At 65.2% G+C, this 16,581-nt stretch carries 15 protein-coding genes and 1 tRNA gene; 2 read left to right on the top strand and 14 right to left on the bottom strand.

The features are described 5' to 3' along the window. Positions 1-16 precede the first annotated feature (16 nt). The 7 genes from F1C58_RS08875 to F1C58_RS08905 form a co-directional block, all read right to left on the bottom strand. The gene (locus F1C58_RS08875) at positions 17-448 is read right to left on the bottom strand and encodes a DUF779 domain-containing protein (RefSeq protein ID WP_185200778.1); all 432 of its coding nucleotides are present in this window, start codon (positions 446-448) and stop codon (positions 17-19) included. Between the two features lie 94 nt (positions 449-542). Continuing rightward, positions 543-2,066, bottom strand: coding sequence for an aldehyde dehydrogenase family protein (locus tag F1C58_RS08880; protein ID WP_185200779.1), 1,524 nt, complete (start codon positions 2,064-2,066; stop codon positions 543-545). Positions 2,067-2,119: 53 nt separating this feature from the next. Beyond that, the gene (locus tag F1C58_RS08885) at positions 2,120-3,469 is read right to left on the bottom strand and encodes a helix-turn-helix domain-containing protein (protein WP_185200780.1); all 1,350 of its coding nucleotides are present in this window, start codon (positions 3,467-3,469) and stop codon (positions 2,120-2,122) included. A 61-nt stretch (positions 3,470-3,530) separates the two neighbouring features. Continuing rightward, entirely contained in the window at positions 3,531-4,199 is a 669-nt protein-coding gene (locus F1C58_RS08890; protein ID WP_185200781.1) for a hypothetical protein, read from the bottom strand. A gap of 19 nt (positions 4,200-4,218) precedes the next feature. Continuing rightward, the gene (locus tag F1C58_RS08895; protein ID WP_185200782.1) at positions 4,219-5,064 is read right to left on the bottom strand and encodes a DUF1684 domain-containing protein; all 846 of its coding nucleotides are present in this window, start codon (positions 5,062-5,064) and stop codon (positions 4,219-4,221) included. 318 nt (positions 5,065-5,382) lie between these two features. Then, positions 5,383-5,586, bottom strand: a complete 204-nt coding sequence (locus tag F1C58_RS08900) for a cold-shock protein (protein WP_147784641.1) — start codon at positions 5,584-5,586, stop codon at positions 5,383-5,385. Between the two features lie 290 nt (positions 5,587-5,876). Next, positions 5,877-6,041, bottom strand: a complete 165-nt coding sequence (locus tag F1C58_RS08905) for a hypothetical protein (RefSeq protein ID WP_185200783.1) — start codon at positions 6,039-6,041, stop codon at positions 5,877-5,879. A gap of 74 nt (positions 6,042-6,115) precedes the next feature. On the opposite strand from F1C58_RS08905, the gene F1C58_RS08910 reads away from it, so the two are divergent. Continuing rightward, positions 6,116-7,201, top strand: coding sequence for a winged helix DNA-binding domain-containing protein (locus F1C58_RS08910; protein WP_185200784.1), 1,086 nt, complete (start codon positions 6,116-6,118; stop codon positions 7,199-7,201). Positions 7,202-7,345: 144 nt separating this feature from the next. On the opposite strand, the gene F1C58_RS08915 is transcribed toward F1C58_RS08910, so the two are convergent. From F1C58_RS08915 to F1C58_RS08945, 7 genes are all read right to left on the bottom strand, one after another. Continuing rightward, on the bottom strand, positions 7,346-7,705 hold the full coding sequence (locus F1C58_RS08915) for a hypothetical protein (protein WP_185200785.1): 360 nt from the start codon (positions 7,703-7,705) through the stop codon (positions 7,346-7,348). Positions 7,706-7,821: 116 nt separating this feature from the next. Further along, positions 7,822-9,852, bottom strand: a complete 2,031-nt coding sequence (locus F1C58_RS08920) for a glycosyl hydrolase (RefSeq protein ID WP_185200786.1) — start codon at positions 9,850-9,852, stop codon at positions 7,822-7,824. After that, on the bottom strand, positions 9,852-10,583 hold the full coding sequence (locus F1C58_RS08925) for an HlyD family secretion protein (RefSeq protein WP_185200787.1): 732 nt from the start codon (positions 10,581-10,583) through the stop codon (positions 9,852-9,854). The genes F1C58_RS08920 and F1C58_RS08925 overlap by 1 nt, the downstream gene beginning before the upstream one ends. Then, positions 10,580-12,358 (bottom strand): glycosyltransferase family 2 protein, encoded by a 1,779-nt coding sequence (locus F1C58_RS08930; protein WP_255461040.1) that lies wholly within the window; start codon positions 12,356-12,358, stop codon positions 10,580-10,582. The genes F1C58_RS08925 and F1C58_RS08930 overlap by 4 nt, the downstream gene beginning before the upstream one ends. A 418-nt stretch (positions 12,359-12,776) precedes the next feature. Next, a tRNA-Ile gene (locus tag F1C58_RS08935) sits at positions 12,777-12,850 on the bottom strand. A gap of 71 nt (positions 12,851-12,921) precedes the next feature. After that, complete coding sequence (locus F1C58_RS08940; RefSeq protein ID WP_185200789.1) at positions 12,922-14,172, bottom strand: glycosyltransferase; 1,251 nt, start codon at positions 14,170-14,172, stop codon at positions 12,922-12,924. Positions 14,173-14,194: 22 nt separating this feature from the next. Further along, positions 14,195-15,136, bottom strand: coding sequence for a DMT family transporter (locus tag F1C58_RS08945; protein ID WP_185200790.1), 942 nt, complete (start codon positions 15,134-15,136; stop codon positions 14,195-14,197). 40 nt (positions 15,137-15,176) lie between these two features. On the opposite strand from F1C58_RS08945, the gene def reads away from it, so the two are divergent. Continuing rightward, positions 15,177-15,743 carry a peptide deformylase gene (def, locus tag F1C58_RS08950; RefSeq protein ID WP_185200791.1) on the top strand — a complete coding sequence of 189 codons (567 nt, stop codon included), beginning with the start codon at positions 15,177-15,179 and terminating at the stop codon, positions 15,741-15,743. Positions 15,744-16,581 lie beyond the last annotated feature (838 nt).

Raw genomic sequence — 16,581 nt, forward strand, 5'->3', positions numbered from 1 at the left:
ATCACCGTCAGCCCGGTCACACGAAGGGCGTCGCGGTCTCCATCAGGCGGGAACGGATCATGAACCGCACGCCCTCCGGCGACTCCACCGAGAACCCGCTGCCCCTGCCCTTGACGACGTCAACCGTAAGAAAGGTGTGGCTCCAGTACTCGAATTGCTCTGCGGACATCCAGAAATCGATCACCTGCGGCTCGCCACCGGTCGGTGCGATGTCGAGGCGGCCGAGCAGCACATCCTGGTCGGAGGTGAGGAAGTCGCCGGCCGGGAAACACATCGGGCTCGAACCGTCGCAGCATCCGCCGGACTGGTGGATCATGAGCGGGCCGTACTGATCCCAGAGCTTGCGGAGGAGGTCGACCGTCGCGGGCAGGAACTCCACTCGCGGGATGGTCTCACCGGCGACAGTGACGCTGGCGGTGACGACTCCCGTGCTTTCGATGACAGACATCGGTGTCCTTTCGATCTGGATTCAGTATGCGCCTCAAAGCGGTGATCGAGCCTGCCAGTAAGCCGACAGGCCCGATCACCACGGTGTTGCGGGTTTAGAAGAAACCGAGCTTGTCTTCGGAGTACGACACCAGCAGGTTCTTCGTCTGCTGGTAGTGGTCAAGAGCCAGACGGCTGTTCTCGCGGCCGATGCCCGAGCTCTTGTAACCGCCGAACGCCGCTCCCGCGGGATAGGCGTGGTAATTGTTCACCCAGACCCGGCCGGCCTGGATGTCGCGCCCCGCCCGGTACGCCACGTTGCCGTTGCGCGACCAGACTCCGGCCCCGAGCCCGTACAGGGTGTCGTTGGCGATCGCGATCCCGTCGTCGTAGCCGTCGAAACTCGTGACCGCGAGCACCGGCCCGAAGATCTCCTCCTGGAAGAGGCGCATCTTGTTGTGGCCCTCGAAGATGGTGGGCTGCACGTAGTACCCCTCGGTGAGGTCCCCGCCGAGGTCCATGCGCTCGCCACCGAGGAGGAGCTTCGCGCCCTCCTGCTTTCCGATGTCGATGTAGCTGAGGATCTTCTCCAGCTGGTCGTTCGAGGCCTGCGCCCCGACCATCGTGTCGGTGTCGAGCGGGTTGCCCTGGACGGCCAGTGCGGTGCGCTTGACGGCATCCCCGAGGAACTTGTCGTAGATCGGCTTCTCGATGAGAGCGCGGCTCGGAGCCGTGCAGACCTCACCCTGGTTGAAGGCGAAGAGCGCGAAGCCCTCCTGGGCCTTGTCGTAGAAGGCGTCGTCGTGGTCCGCGACATCCGAGAAGAACAGGTTCGGGCTCTTGCCGCCGAGTTCGAGAGTCGCGGGGATGATGTTGGCGCTGGCGTACTGCAGGATCAGCCGACCGGTGGTGGTCTCACCCGTGAAGGCGATCTTGCGGATGCGCGGGCTGGAGGCAAGCGGCTTGCCCGCCTCGACACCGAAGCCGTTGACGATGTTGACGACCCCGGGCGGAAGCACATCACCGATCAGCTCGATGAGCACGAGGATCGATACCGGAGTCTGCTCGGCCGGCTTCAGCACAATCGCGTTGCCGGCGGCGAGGGCCGGTGCGAGCTTCCAGACGGCCATGAGGATCGGGAAGTTCCACGGGATGATCTGACCGACCACGCCGAGCGGCTCGTGGTAGTGGTAGGCGGTCATGTCGCCGTCCATCTCCGCGAAGCTGCCCTCCTGGGCGCGGATCGCCGCGGCGAAGTAGCGGAAGTGGTCGGCGGCGAGGGGGATGTCCGCATTGAGCGTCTCGCGCACCGCCTTGCCGTTGTCCCAGGTCTCGGCGAGGGCGAGCAATTCGGTGTTCGCGTCGATCAGGTCGGCGATCTTGTTGAGCACCGCCGCGCGGGCCGTCGCACTGGTCTTACCCCACGCCGGCGCTGCCTTGTGGGCCGCGTCCAGGGCGAGCTCGATGTCCTCCGCCGTTCCCCTGGCGACTTCGGCGAAGGGCTTTCCGTTCACCGGCGAGATGTCTTCGAAGTACTGTCCCTTGACCGGTTTGACCCATTCACCGCCGATCCAGTTCTCGTAGCGGGGCTTGAAGGTGATTTTCGAATCCGGGGTTCCCGGGGCCGCATAAACGGTCATTGCCACTCCTGTCGACGACTCTGTCAGATGGACCCAATGGGTCTCGAGACAGGCTAGGGGCGTCGAGGTTGCGCGGAGGTTGCGACTTGTTGCAGGCCGAGTTCGGCCTCGATGCGCTCGAGGCGGGCGACAACGGCCGCCCGTTTCGGCGACTTGGGCGGCAGCATCCGCAAGCACGCGCGCCAGACCTCGGCGTCGTACGCGGCCTCGTCGGTGCGCGCGTACGCGAGGAGGGTTTCGGCTGAGGCGTCGGTGAGCAGTGCATCCCGCAGCCGGTCGCTCAACTCCCGGCGGATCTCGACGATTCCGGGCGCGGAGGATGTCGGCAGCAACGCCCCCGCGTAGGCCCCGAGCGCCACGCGATGCGCACCCCGATCGAGGAACGCCAAGACCCGGTGGGCATCGAGCTGCAGACGCGCGGGAAGTCGATAGGGGCGGGAGAGAGGCACGAGGGAGTCGTCGATCCGTTCGAGTACCTTGCGCAGGCGCACCATCTCCGCCCGCAGTGTAACCACCGATCCCTCGCGTTCGTAGACGAGACCGGCGAGGCGGTCCACGGAGAGTCCCTCCGGGTGCCAGGCGAGCAGGGTGAGGATCTCGGAGTGGCGAGTGCTCAACTCGACACCACGACCGCCCACCACGATGCGACCGAGATCACTGCCGAGCACGGAGAGCACGGGCGGCGTGATGGCTCGCGGAGCAGCCACAACCGACCTGGAGCGTCGTGAGCGGGGTCCGTGCTCATCCAGTCTGCGGATGCGCATCTCGGACTCGACAGCGGCCACGGCTGCCTCCAGTAGCGGGAGTGTCGCCGGAGCGACGGCATCCGCTCCCCCGGTGATGTCGATGACGCCCAGGATGCGCCCGGAGGCGGGGTCGTGCACCGGCACTGCGGTGCAGCTCCACGGATGGACGATGCGGTTGAAGTGCTCCGCCCCCTGGATCTGGATGCCGTGGTCGAGGGCGAGCGCCGTTCCGGGCGCGCTGGTTCCGACCGCGCGCTCGGACCAGTCGGCCCCCTCGACGAAGAGCATGCCCTCGGCCTTGCGGCGAAGGGCGCGATCGCCGTCGATCCAGAGCAGACGACCGGCTTCGTCGCCGATCGCGACGATCAACCCGGCATCGAAAGTGTGCCGGATCAGCAGGCTGTGGATGGTCGGGAGAGCGAGCGCCATCGGGTGGGCGCTGCGGTATTCGTGAAGGTCGTCTTCATCGAATTCGATGGCCGCGCCGAGAAGATCGGGGTCGAGTTCCAACTGCAGGGACCGTTGCCAGGACTCCTGCACGAGCCGGCGCACGCCGCTGACGGCGGTGCGGGTGGCGATGACGGAATCGTGAGCGGAGGCCAACCGCTGCCGCTCAGAGCTGTCGCTCGGTCGCGCGACGATCCACGGGCTTGCCATGACTCCCCCGATCAGCGTTGGTCGAATGGCGCAATCCTAGTCGGCAGAGCCGTGCTCGCTTTCAACAGTCCTGGGAGACACCCACCGGAGCGCTGAGAAAGCGGATCAGGCCGGTCTTCGGGTCGGAGATGGCCACCACTCCCACGTCCGTGGCGTCGAGATCGAAGAATACTTCCACACCGGCCTGAGCGGCGGTGTCCTGGCCGATCACTCGCGCATCGGGCGTCGCATCGATCAGCGACTGGATCGGATCCCCCACTGCGAATCCGGATGAGGTGGTGACATCCACCCCGCCCGGCGTCCTTGCGGAATCAGACCTCACCACGAAGGAGGATCCGGTCGCCGACGCACCGGTGACGGAGGTGAGGGAGAGGCCATCGCCCCAGCTGACTCGCTTCTGGCTGGAGGAACAGGAGGTTGCCACGAGGGTCTCGACGGAAGGCGTCTCTCCGGCCCGCTTACTCAGGGCTGCCACGGCCAGAACCGGGTCGCCGGAATAGGAGAGCTGCTGCAGCACCGACCCGTCGCTGCCGACGAGAGTGAGCGCCGTGCCGGTGAGCTGGATGCCGGCAAGGCTCACCGCGACCGGGGAAGCAGTGGGAGTCGCCGGAATCGCTGAAGGAGGCATCCCGGAGGGTGCCTGCATCGGTCTACCGGCGGCACAACCGACCAGCGCCAGCGCCAAACCGACGGAGACTGCGGCCCGCACGAGGCTGCCCAGTGTCAGCATGCGCCAACCGTAATGCAGCTCACTCGTGCAGCAGCGAACCGTCCTTCTTCAGAACCTGCTTCTCGCCGGCCTCGATCGGCACGGTGAACCGATTCTGTTTGGGCGGCATCGGGCAGTTGAATGCGTAGCTGAAGGCACAGGGAGGAAGCACGGCCCGGTTGAAGTCGAGGGTGATCGTGCCATCCGCGTTCGGGGCGACGAAGAGAAAGCGACCGACGCTGTAGGTGCTGTCACCGCTGGTGGCATCGGAGAAGACGAGCTGGAGCGCCCGGCCGGCCTTGAAGGCGGCGAGGTTGTAGTCCACCCCGCCCTTGGAGAAGGTGATCTCGCCGGGGATCGGCAGGTCTCGGGTCTTGCCATCGTCCTTGAGGTGCTCGAACCCCACGGTCGTGCCGTCGGGAAGCTCGGTGAAGGTGCCGGTCACAACCCACTCCGGATCATAGTCGAACGCCGAAATGGACCCGAACTCCTGGATGCCTTCCGAGTTCGAGTCCCAGACCCGAAGTGCATAGGTGCCCTCCTCGCTCGCGATCACGAAGCCGGTAACGGTGTCGCTGAACACGATCGCGCTCGGCTGATCGGCATCCTTACCCCGCACCGTCACTTCGCCATCCACGAGGAGGCCATCGACGACGATGTTGTCGGATTCCTCGGCGGTCAGTTTCAGTCCCGACTCGCCCTTCTGCAACGGAGCCCAGGTGCCCGGCACGCCCCAGATCGTCTGGGACGAGTCGATCCACTGCGTGTTGACGAGGGCGAGACTGCCCGTGGGCTGCACCACCGAGAGCTCGCGCCGCCCGTGATAGGTGGCGTACGCCTCCTCCGGAGTCGGGGTGGCCGTCTGGGCGGTGGTGGTGTCGGTCATGGTTCCATCCTTGCTGAAGTCACGGGCCTTGCTGAAGTCACGGGCCTTGCTGAAGTCACGGGCCTTACTGAACTCGCTGGCCTTGCTGAACCCACAGGGTCCAACGACGACCGCCGCGCTCACATTCCCGGTATCCGTGGCAAGCGGGAATGAAAAAACCGGCCCCGCACGAATGCGGGACCGGTTCATTTCGGAGTATCAGCTGCGATGGGTAGTACCCACAGCACGTGAACACCCTTATCCGTGAGGAAGGACATCCACAGCGCCTATTCGACGCACGAAGCTGCATCCAGTTCGGCCACTACGGCCAACCTTTAGTTACAGGGGGCGAATGTTCTCGGCCTGGGGTCCCTTGGGGCCCTGGGCGAGGTCGAATTCGACCTTCTGGTTCTCGTCAAGCGACTTGTAGCCGCTCGAAGCGATCGCCGAGTAGTGTGCGAACACGTCCGGGCTTCCGTCGTCCGGGGCGATGAATCCAAAGCCCTTTTCAGCGTTGAACCACTTCACTGTTCCTAGTGCCATAATTTTCTCCTTCAGGAGTCTTCGCGCGAACCCGACTTTCGGGCCCGCTCGTCGCGGTGTTCATCGTCCGCTCCCGAAAGAAACATGGCACTCTTCGCCTCGATTATTGCTAACCGCCGCGGCGAGCTCCAAGCATTCAAGATGTGCGAGGTACTGCAACTGCACAGCCAACTGTAGTGCACCCACCCCGTTTTAGGCACCCGTGTAACAAGAACGGAACACATTCGCCTCGATTTTTTCTCAGCGCGTTCCGGCTCGGTGCCCGATTGACGCCCGGAAAGTCGGGGGTTTCAGGCCTTGGTGCGGCTGCCACCACGTCGGATATATCCGACGATCGCGGTCACCACGAAGAGGATGATGCCGATCACAGCGAGCCAGAACAGCCCTTTGATGACGAAGCCGAGCACGGCGAGGACGAGCCAGATGACGAGGAGGAGAACAATAAATCCGATCATGCAATTCACGGTACTCCTCTCTGCACCGGATCGGGGGCACACCGGGCGTCGGTGGCCGCCGCCATACTGAAGCAATGGCCGCGGCACCCACCGTCATCTCAGGCAAAGACCTGCTCGGTAGAAGACTCGCGTGTCAACTGATCGGCGGCGACACGGACGGCTCACGAGACGTGGCTTCCACGGTTCGGCGCCTGTTCGCCACGCAGTCCCAGGACTTCGCGCAGTCGTTGTGGGGCATCGGCCTGCGAACGCCGGGGGCACACCGTTGCGACGTGCTTGCCGCGATGGAGTCCGGCTCCATCGTGAGATCCTCGTCGCTGCGCGGGACGCTGATGATGGTTGCTGCGGAAGACCTGCGCGCGATCCTCTCCCTGACGGCGGAGCGCACGATCGCGTCGTCCCTCACCCGTCAGCGCCAACTCGAGCTCGACGAGGCAACGATGTCTCACGCTCGGACCGTATTGGAGACGACACTCGCCGGTCGGAACGCTCTGCCCAGGGCCGCGGTGCTGCAAAAACTCGAGGACGCCGGCATCCGCACCGATGCCCAGCGGGGGTATCACATTCTCTGGCTGCTCGCCGAGCGGGGAATCGTCTGCTGGGGGCCACCGAGGGGCACGCAACAGGGACTGGTGCTGCTCGAGGAATGGATCGCTGCGGCGCCCTTTGTCGAGCGTGACGAGCACCTGAGGCGATTTGTGGTGCGCTACTTCGCGGGTCACGGGCCGGCGACGATCGCCGACCTCGCGTGGTGGGGCCGCCTGACGATCGCGGATGTGCGGCGGGGCATCGCCTCGGCCGGCGACGAGCTCTGCGAAGTGACGGCCGACGGAACCGAGTACTGGATGACCGCCGACCAACCCGCGGGTGCACCCGCCGTGGGCACCGTCGCACTGCCGGGGTTCGACGAGTACCTGCTCGGCTACTCCGATCGATCCGCCGCGCTCTCGTCGGAACACGTCGAGCGGGTGGTTCCCGGCACCAACGGCCTCTTCCTTCCGACCATCGTCGCGGCCGGGCGCGTGATCGGCACGTGGAGACGAACTGTCGTGAACGGAGAGTGGCAGATCACTCCGGAGCCGTTCGACGCTCTCACCCGCAGTCAGGCCCGCGCCTTCGAGGCGAGCGCGCAGGCGTATCGAGAGTTCGTTTCCGACTAGAGCCTCGCGGCCCGGCCCCTCTCAGACGAAGGTGACATCGCAGCTGAGACACAGCCATTCGGATTCGCGACGTTCCAACCCACTGCCGCACAGCGGGCATTCCAGATCGTTCGGCATCTGTAGCCTCCTTCAGCTCGGTTCGAGTCAGTACAGTTCGAGGTCGCCCGTCGCGGGATCTGCCGCGTCGAGGTCTGTGCCGGAGATGGGACCGCCGAAGGCGTGCGCGCTGGTGGCGCCGAGCTGAGAGGCTCGCGCACGGAGGGCGGCCGCAGCGTCCCGGGTGTCCGGCTCCGGAAGCGAGGACTCGATCGGGGTGGTCAAGAGTTCACTGGACGGCCCGATCACCAGCCTCACCGAGACGACGCGACCATCCTCGAGCACGATCGGCAGCGAGACGACCTCCCCCACCGCGCTCATTGCGGCCGACGCCGCGAAATCGAGCAGCGCCGCTGCCCCGTCATCACTGGTGATGAACGACTCTCCCCCGTACGAAACACGTTGCATGCCTCTACCGTGCTCCCGAAAGTTGAGGAAGGGGAGGTGATTGCGCGAATACGGAGGAAGGCGTAATAACTCCGGTCACGCCCTCCCCCGCCATATCGGCTTACGCCGCTCTGTGATCAGGCGCGCGTCATGATCCACGCGAGCAGGTAGCTGCGCGAGTTGCCATCGTCGATGAATTTCTCGGGCAGATCCTTCGCGGTCGCCAGTGCAGCCTTAGCCTGGTCCGCCCCTCCGAGTGCCTCGTACATCAGCAGGTAGTCCCCGAACTGCTTGTTGAAGTCTCCCGAGGTCGCTTCGGCTACACCCTGCGCGATGTGCTTGGAGTCTGCGGCGAGGTAGCCGCTCGCCGGACTCATCGGAATGAGCTGGATGCCGAGTTTGGCGTTCGCGTCGGCACTGAACCAGGTGGAGTAGTCGCGCTTGCCGCCCCAGTTGAGCGCGACGACGGAATGCGTGTAGTTCGCGTAGACCGGGTCGGAGGTGTCGACATCGGTCCAGTACGCGCGAGCGGATGCGGCTTCGCTCGCCAGCATCCAGGAGGCTTCCGTCTTCAACCGGCTGTTGTCGCTCACCGATGCCCATAGCGCGAGACCGTTCCACGCATTGACCGCTTCAGAGCTGGACTCCAGGTTGTTGCCGTCGGCGAAGGGCGAATATCCGGAGGCCCAGGAGTGACCGGCGTAAGCGTCGAATCCCCGACGGTCAGGGAAGTACTTCGAGCCTCCGCTCGAGGCGAGGTCTGCCGCGAGGAGGTTCATCACCGGAGCGATCTCGGTACGGAGCTTCGAATCGTGAGCGGCGGCGACACTCGCCGCGTAGAGGAAGTACCCGTAGTGGAAGTTGTGGTCGTTGAACTGGTCGGAACCGAACGATGCGGCCAGCCCGACGATGCCCTTCGTCTTGGGGTCGTAGACGAAGCAGCGCTCAGTGTTGGACTTGCAGCGCGTCGGATCCGTCCACTCGCGCAGCGCGTCGCTGAGCTTCGCACCGACCGTCTTCGCCGAAGAGGTATCGCCGAGCTGGTCGGCCAGCATCAGCAGGTTCGCGAGGCGGTAGAGGGCCTTGCCGCCGAAGTATGTGTCGGCGGGGAGCGCGGCGGTGCCCGCAACATCCTGCGCCAGCGCCGTGGTGAGTTGCGCCTTCTTGGCCGCGTCGAGCGACCCCAGGTCGATGGTGTCGGATGCCGCGACCGTCGGGCTCGTCCACGAGAGGGACTTGCCCGCGCAGAGCTGCATGGTGCCATAGATCGACGGGTAGCTTCCGAGACTGCACGCGGGCGTGGTCATCGACTTCTGCTGGTGCGGAAGCGTCGCGATGAGGGTGTTCTCGGCCTTGGCCGTCGCATAGGCGAGCGTCGTCGATGCTGTGGAACCGCCGCTGCTGTAGTCGAGCGTCACCCCGGTGACGGGGAGCGCGTTCGCTGCGACCTCAGACAGGGTGCCATCGGAGGGCACGGGGAACCAGACGGCCGTCGCACCATCCACCAGGCTGAGTGCGGTGCCGTCCTTCGTGACGGAACCGGTGGTGCGCATTCCGTACGTGGTCTTCCCGACCTTGGTGGAGAAGACACCCTTGCCGGAAGAGCTGAACTTCTGGCCGAGCTCGAGCGTGAGCTTCTTGGCCGCGGTGAAGCTGACCAGGGGCGACCCCTCGGCGATCACCGTGGAGCCGACAGTGCTTCCGGAGCCCGTCTTGTGTGCGATGGTGACGGACGCGTCGTCGTAACCGGTGATCACGCTGGTGCTCGCCCCGGCGTCGATGGTCACGCTCGGTGCGTTGCCGCCCGTGATGGTGTTCGCCGTGGTGGTCACCTCGGGAAGGCCGAAGGTGAACCCGGAGTCGGTGAGCCCGAAGGAGAGAGGCAGCGGGAAGACGGGAAGCGGATGCTCGCCGAAGACGAGTCCGGAGAACCAGCGGTTCGTCGGCGGCGCGAGCCCGTGTGCGAGTCGACTCACCGGCACCTCGCCGACGGTCTTGTGCGGAAGTTTGGCGATGGTCGAACCGACAGAGCTGTCGGACAGCACCTGCGTGCTCGGCGACCCCGCTGTCGTGCCGGGTCCGCTGCACGCGGCGACGAGTGAGACGATCACGCCGGCCGCGAGGAGGCCGGTGGTGCGGAGGAGGGTGGTCTTCGTGGAGCGGGTCATCAAATTCCGATCTGCTCGAGGAGCGAGAAGAACGAGTCCTTCACGCCGGCAAGCGGTCCATCATCGCGGAGGTGCAGGATTGCGGTCACCGGGGTTCCCGGCTCGACGAGGCCGTCGTTTCTGCCGGCGATCAGGTCTTTGCTCGTGACCTTGATCTCGGCATCCGCCTCCCCGCCGACCGTCTGCACCTTGACATCGGAGACGATGCCCGAGATGCGCTGGTGGTTGGGAAGCACGATCTCGACGCGCCCGTTCTTCTCGATTCGGGCGAAGTCGTAGGAATCGACCCGGAACTTGGCCAGCACGAACAGCGGACCGGTGCGGTCGATCGTGGCCAATGGCTGACCCGCGCCGACGAGGCCGCCGACCTGGGCCTTGACGCTCGAGACTATGCCGGGCTCGGTGGCGGTGAGGGTGAGGGTGCCGTCGGTCGAGGTCGTATAAGCGGTGCTGACCGGCGAGGTCTTCGGAGACGAGAGGTCTCTCAGCAGGGTCGCGCTCTGGATGGTCATGAGCGGGTCGCCCTTCTTCACCGGGTCGCCCGCGTTGACGGAGGCCGCGATGACGGATCCCGAGTAGTCGGACCCCACGGAATAGGAGATGGCGTTGAGCGAGGCGGATCCGCTCGCCACCTGGTTCTCTCGCTGGTTGAGCACGAGGGTTGCACCCGCCACGACGGCGAGCACGAGCATCAGTCCGCCAAGGAGGCGGAATCGGTTTCCCCAGGTCATCGGGTCACCATTCCTTTCGAGTTGAAGACTTCGGAGGTCGCGGCCTCACTGCCGGTCGCGACGCGATGCACCGGGATGGCGCGGGTTGTGGGGCGAGCCGCGGAACGCGGCACCCGGGCGAAGGCGGGATTGAGCTGGGGCCGGGCGGGCACCGCCACGCGGGCGCGGTGCGACTCCTTCAGAGCCGCTCCGATGAACACCGCGAAGACGAGTGTGCTCGTGAGGTTCCAGGCCGTGGCGAGGGTGATCGTGCCGTGTCCGACATCCTTCATCACGGCCACGACGGAGGTGAGAAGCAGGAAGGCGAACATGAGCACCTGCGGGATCATGAAATTGAACGGTGACACCCGCTTGCCGGCCGCCCCGGTGACGTGCCACTTCTGCTCACGCCCCGAGAAGACATTGATGAACGCACGAATGTAGATGGGGAAGGACACTGTGGCCATGACGAGGGTCGCCGGGCGGAAGGATCCCATCGTGTTGAATGCGAGCAGGATCTGAAGGCCGTAGAAGCCGAGGTAGAAGAGCAGCCAAGTGAGCCAGGTGACGGTGAGGTTCACCGGCCGGAGGTCGAAGTAGATCTCGAGCGGGGGCACCATCAGCAGCAGCAGCGGCGTGATTCCCACGAGGTAGTGAATGGCCGTGACGGTGTACTGCAGGCGCTGGTCCATGGTGAGCCGGCGGCGCGGGTTGAGCGGGTTGTGACGCATCAGGATCTCGAAACCGCCGGATGCCCAGCGCAGCTGCTGTTTGGTGTAGTCCTCGACGGTCTCGGGGGCGTCTCCGACCGCAAGGGTCACCGGGATGTAGACCGAGCGCCAGCCGTTCTCGTGCAGCATGAGGGAGGTCCAGACGTCTTCCGACTTCGAGTCGGTGAACATGCCCCCGATGTCGTTGATGGCCTCACGCCGGAAGATCACGTTGGTACCGACACAGAAGGCGGCGTTGAACCGGTTGCGACCGGGCTGGATGAAACGGTAGAACACCGACTGCATGAAGCCCGCACCGCTCGAGACCAGGTTCTTGATGTTGCCGTAGGTCTGCGGGGTCTGCACGAAGGCGACGTTGCTGTCGATGAAGAAGGGCACGGTCTCATAGAGGAAGTCCTCCTTCGGCACGAAGTCCGCGTCGAAGATGGCGTAGAACTCGCCGCTGCTGATCGAGAGAGCGTGGTTGACGTTGCCGGCCTTTGCACCGTTGTTGGACAGGCGGCGCACGTAGCGTGCTCCCAGTTCGGCGGCCAGGTCTCGCACGGCATCCGATCCCCCGTCATCGAGGATCCAGGTGAGGTGCTCGCCGCGCATTGCGATGGCCGCGGTGGCCGTGCGGCGGATGGTGGCGACATCCTCCCCGTACACGGTGATGAAGACGTCGATGCCGATGCGGGCGTCTTCGAGGAAGACTCCCCAGCTCTCGGGGTGGGCCTCGGTGCCCTCGCTCTCGATGGCGGCAGCGTCGAACAGGCGCTCCTGGGAGTGATGGAACGCGAAGTCGCGCGGGTCGACACCGCCAGACAGGATCGTCCACATCGAGACGAGCGCCTGCGTCACGAGGATCACCTCCGCGGTGATGACCAGCGTGTACGGCAGCCAGTCGCCGCGATTCGCCGGATTCAGCAGGAAGAACGTGTAGGCGAGCACTCCGACCGTGGCGATGAGAACGAAGAGCACGAGGGTCGGCGAATTGGCGGCACCGTTCTCGGCGACGCGGGGCTGCGGTGCGTACTCGCTGCGGCGCTCGCCGCGAAACGGCTTGTCCTTCCAGAGTTGACTCACAGTGCTGTTCTCCATTCCATAGGGCGCGCGGGTACGCGTGGTGGCAGCGGGCTGCCCGGGGCGACGACGATGGCTTGTGCAGGGGGCACCATGCCGCCGTACACACAGAAATGGCACTCTCTACGAGGGCGGGCCGCGTGACCGTCAGGTCCTCTGGGGGCTTCGCTCTCGGATCGTGCCTGTTCAACAGTAGACACGCGATCGGGCGGATGTCCCGCTATATGAGAGCTTTGTAATGAAGCATCGCGGGGCGATTTTGCAGATACAGGCCGGCCAGGGCGCAGATCGACGATCGCAGCGTACGAAGGCGCTGGACGGGGTCGCGGCGAAGACTCCGTTTGACTGGCGCTCGCATCCGAGTGGGCGCGCAGTCAGGCCGCATGCACGCGCGCGCCGGTACCCGCTTTCTGGTGTCCGGTGGGGCGGACGGGACTTGAACCCGTGACCGACGGATTATGAGTCCGCTGCTCTAACCAGCTGAGCTACCGCCCCGCAGCGCCCGGAAGGGACGGTGCGTCACCACGATACAGGCTGTGGCGACTCCGACCGTGGGCCGTGAACCGCTAGCTGACCTGCTCGTCGAGGGAGGCATCCGTCACCGGATCGGTGACCTTCTCGCCGCGGTAGAGCTGCTCGAAGATGTTGAGGGTGCGCCGAATGTCGTGGGCCGCGATATAGCGCAAGCTCGCGTCCTTCATGGTGCGCAACTGCGCATCGGGCAGTCGAAGCACGCGGCTGAGCTTGTCGGCCAGGTCTTTCGCGTTGCCCGGCTCGAAGAGGTAGCCGTTCTCGCCCTCGTGCACGAGATGGGGAAGCGCCATCGCGTTTGCTGCGACCACCGGGAGCCCGGAGGCCATCGCCTCCATCGTGGCGATGCTCTGCAGCTCCGCGATCGAGGGCATGGCGAAGACCGTCGAATGGGTGAGCGAGGCACGCAGCTCTTCATCCGTCACATAACCGGTGAAGGTGACGCGCTTGTCGATGTCGAGCTCGCGCGTGAGTTGCTTCAACTGGTTCATCTGGTCCCCGCCGCCGACGATCTCGAGCTGCACGTCGAGGGCAGGGTCGATCAGGGCGATCGCCTTCATGAGCACGTCGAGGTGCTTCTCTCCAGAGACGCGTCCGACGAAGATCACGCGATTCTCGGTGCGCGGCTCGAAATCGGCCGTGTAGAGGGCCGCGTCGATGCCGCAGGAGATGGCATGAACGTGCTCGAGGTTGGTCTCGGTCTCGAGGAAGTCGGCGGCCTTACGGCTGGGGGAGGTCACGGCCTCGCAGTAGGCGAAAGTGGTCGAGGCATCCTTCCACGCCGCCCCGATGGCCCATTTGCGCGCGAACTGGGGCAGGCGGGTGTGGTCGATGAGGTTCTCGGGCATGAAGTGGTTGGTGCCGATCACGCGGATGCCGCGCTTCGCGGCCTGCCGGGCGAGTCCGCGACCCACGACGATATGGGACTGGATGTGCACGACATCCGGCTTGAACTCGTCGAGGATTCGAGCGGCGTGCGCCTGGCTGCGCCACGGCAGCACGAACCGCAGCCAGTCGTGCGGATACCAGCGCCAGGAGTAGACGCGGTGCACGACGAACTCCGCACCATCGTGCTTCTCGAGGAAGGCACCCGTGCTGCGATTGAAGGCCGGAGCCTCCACGTGCACCGTGTGACCACGCTCGGTGAGGCCGGCGGCGAGTCGCGAGCCGAAGTTCGCGGCTCCGTTGACGTCGGGGGGAAAGGTGTCGGCACCGATCAGGACGCGAAGGGGAGCCTTTGCATCCTGCGGGGCGTCGTGCGGGGTGTCGGACAAAGTCTTAAGCATCCCTTGCAGTTGAAACCATCGGTTACAGCCTAGCGGCGGCTTCGGGCTGACGTCGCGACAACTGCACCACGCCGTACACGGCAAGCGCGCCCGCCACGACGAAGGCGAGGATCGCGTACCACGGGGCCGTGGATGCCTCCTGCAGCACGATGATGCCGATGGACACCGCGACGATCGGGTCGATCACCGTGAGGCCGGCGATCACGAGGTCGGGAGGGCCGGAGGAGTAGGCGGTCTGCACGAAGTAGCCTCCGAGCACTGTCGCCGCGAGCAGGGCGACGACACAGGCGATGGTCAGCCCCTCGAAACCCTGTGCGCCATTGATGAAGATCGTGTGCACCCGGTCGATGACGACCTTGGCCAGCGTGGCGACGAATCCATACAGCACCCCGGCACCGACGATGTAGATGAGAGCGCCGAATTTCTTCCGCAGGAAGGCGAAGAGCAGGGCGAAGGCGATAGTGACCACGCCGAGGATGATCAGCACCGTCACCAGTTGGCTCTGGGTGATCTCCTTTGACCGGGCGAAGATGGTAGCGAAGGTCACGAAGAGTCCGACGCCACCGACGCAGAAGATGATCGGCCGGATGGCATCCTGCTTGAGCTTCACGCCGGACACACGGGAGTTGACGATCGCCGTGATGATGAGGGCGATGGCACCGAGCGGCTGGACCACGATGATCGGTGCGAAATACAGTGCGGTGAGCTGAAAGACCACGGCGAGGCCGAGCATGAGGGTGCCGATCACCCATGACGGCCGGCGAAGCAGCAGGAGCAGCTGGCCGATGTTGAGGCCCGCTGTCGACGGAGCTTCACTCAGACGATCGACCTTGTTGACCCCGCGGTGCTGGAATTGCGCTCCGAGGGCGAGGAACACCGCCCCGATCAGAGCGATCGGAATGCCGATGTATGCAGAAGGGGTGAGGGAGATCTGGTCCGAAATGGCACTGAGGTCTGGCGTCACGGCACGACCCTACCCGCTGGCCCTCCGATATTCTTGGCGAATGGCCGTCCTCCCGATTCAAATCACGGGCAATCCCGTGCTCCACTCCCCCGCAGCAGACGTCACCTCATTCGACGATGAACTGGCGACCCTCGTGGCCGATATGTTCGAGACGATGGAGGCCGCGCCGGGTGTCGGTCTCGCCGCGCCGCAGGTCGATGTGCCGCTTCGGCTCTTCGTCTTCAATTGGACGGACGACGACGACACGCTCTGGCGCGGAGTCGCCATCAATCCCACCCTGTGGGTGAGCCCGGTGCCGATCGGGCCGGCGGATGAGGACGAGGAGTCCGAAGGGTGCCTCTCGGTGCCCGGCGAACGCTTCGCGCTGCGGCGGTCGCAACTCGCCATGCTCACGGCCGTCGATCTCGACCAGAAGCCCTTCGAGATCAGGGCGGAGGGCTGGCTCGCCCGCATCTTCCAGCACGAATACGACCACCTCGACGGTGTGCTGTATGTCGACCGTCTCGACCACGCGGCGAGCAAGGCTGCCGCGAAAGCCGTGAAGAAGAGCGGCTGGGGCGAGCCCGGACTGAGTTGGATGCCAGGGGTCGACGACCTCGAGGGCTGATGACAGAACTTCACACCCTGTGATCCGGCAGCCACGGTTCTCCGAGGCGGCTGTGATCGCGGCGATCCGGGTGGACGGGTCGCGAGATACGCACGGCCACCTTCTTGCCCTGGAGTTCTCTGGCGTCGCGGCCCTTCGTCTGCGCGTGGGGATATGGACGACGATTCTGGCGGCAAGGCTGTTCCCGACCGGCTGTTCGTCGCTGAGTCGTCGAGCCACATCCTGGGATCGCCTTTGTCGGCGACAGGCCCGAAGTTTCCGCTCGCCCCCTATGCCTCGCCATGTCGCCTGTCCGCAGTGAGCAACATGCACGGGCATCGGTCAAGCCCGCCTCGACGCTGCGGCCAGGGAGGATCCCGCGCAACTCCGGATGGCACAGGACAACCCACGGGCGTATGCGATCTACCGGCGAGACGGGTTCGTTATCGAAAGAACGGAAGGGGTCGACAGCGCGGCAGACGACCTCGCGGAGATCCAGCTCGCCTGGTGACGCAGTGCGACGGCGTGCGGGGGTTGGGTGTCGCGGGTTGCGTCTCACGGGTTGCGTGTCGCGGATGGGCTCTCGCGGGTTGCGGCTCGCGGGTTGCGTATCGCGCGGGTTGCGGCTCGCGGGTTGCGTATCGCGCGGGTTGCGTATCGCGGGTTGCGGCTCGCGGGTTGCGGCTCGCGGGTTGCGTATCGCGCGGGTTAGGTCTCGCGGGACTCGACGCTCGTTTTTGCGTCGGGGCTTCTAGGGCGCCCTCGTCCGCGCGGCCCCTCCTCCACAGCGATGTACCCGACGGATTATCCCCAGATTTGACAAAGCCCTTCAGATATGTATTCGAAGCTGGGAGAATGA

It is taken from the genome of Glaciihabitans sp. INWT7, assembly GCF_014217685.1.
Lineage (GTDB): Bacteria > Actinomycetota > Actinomycetes > Actinomycetales > Microbacteriaceae > Lacisediminihabitans.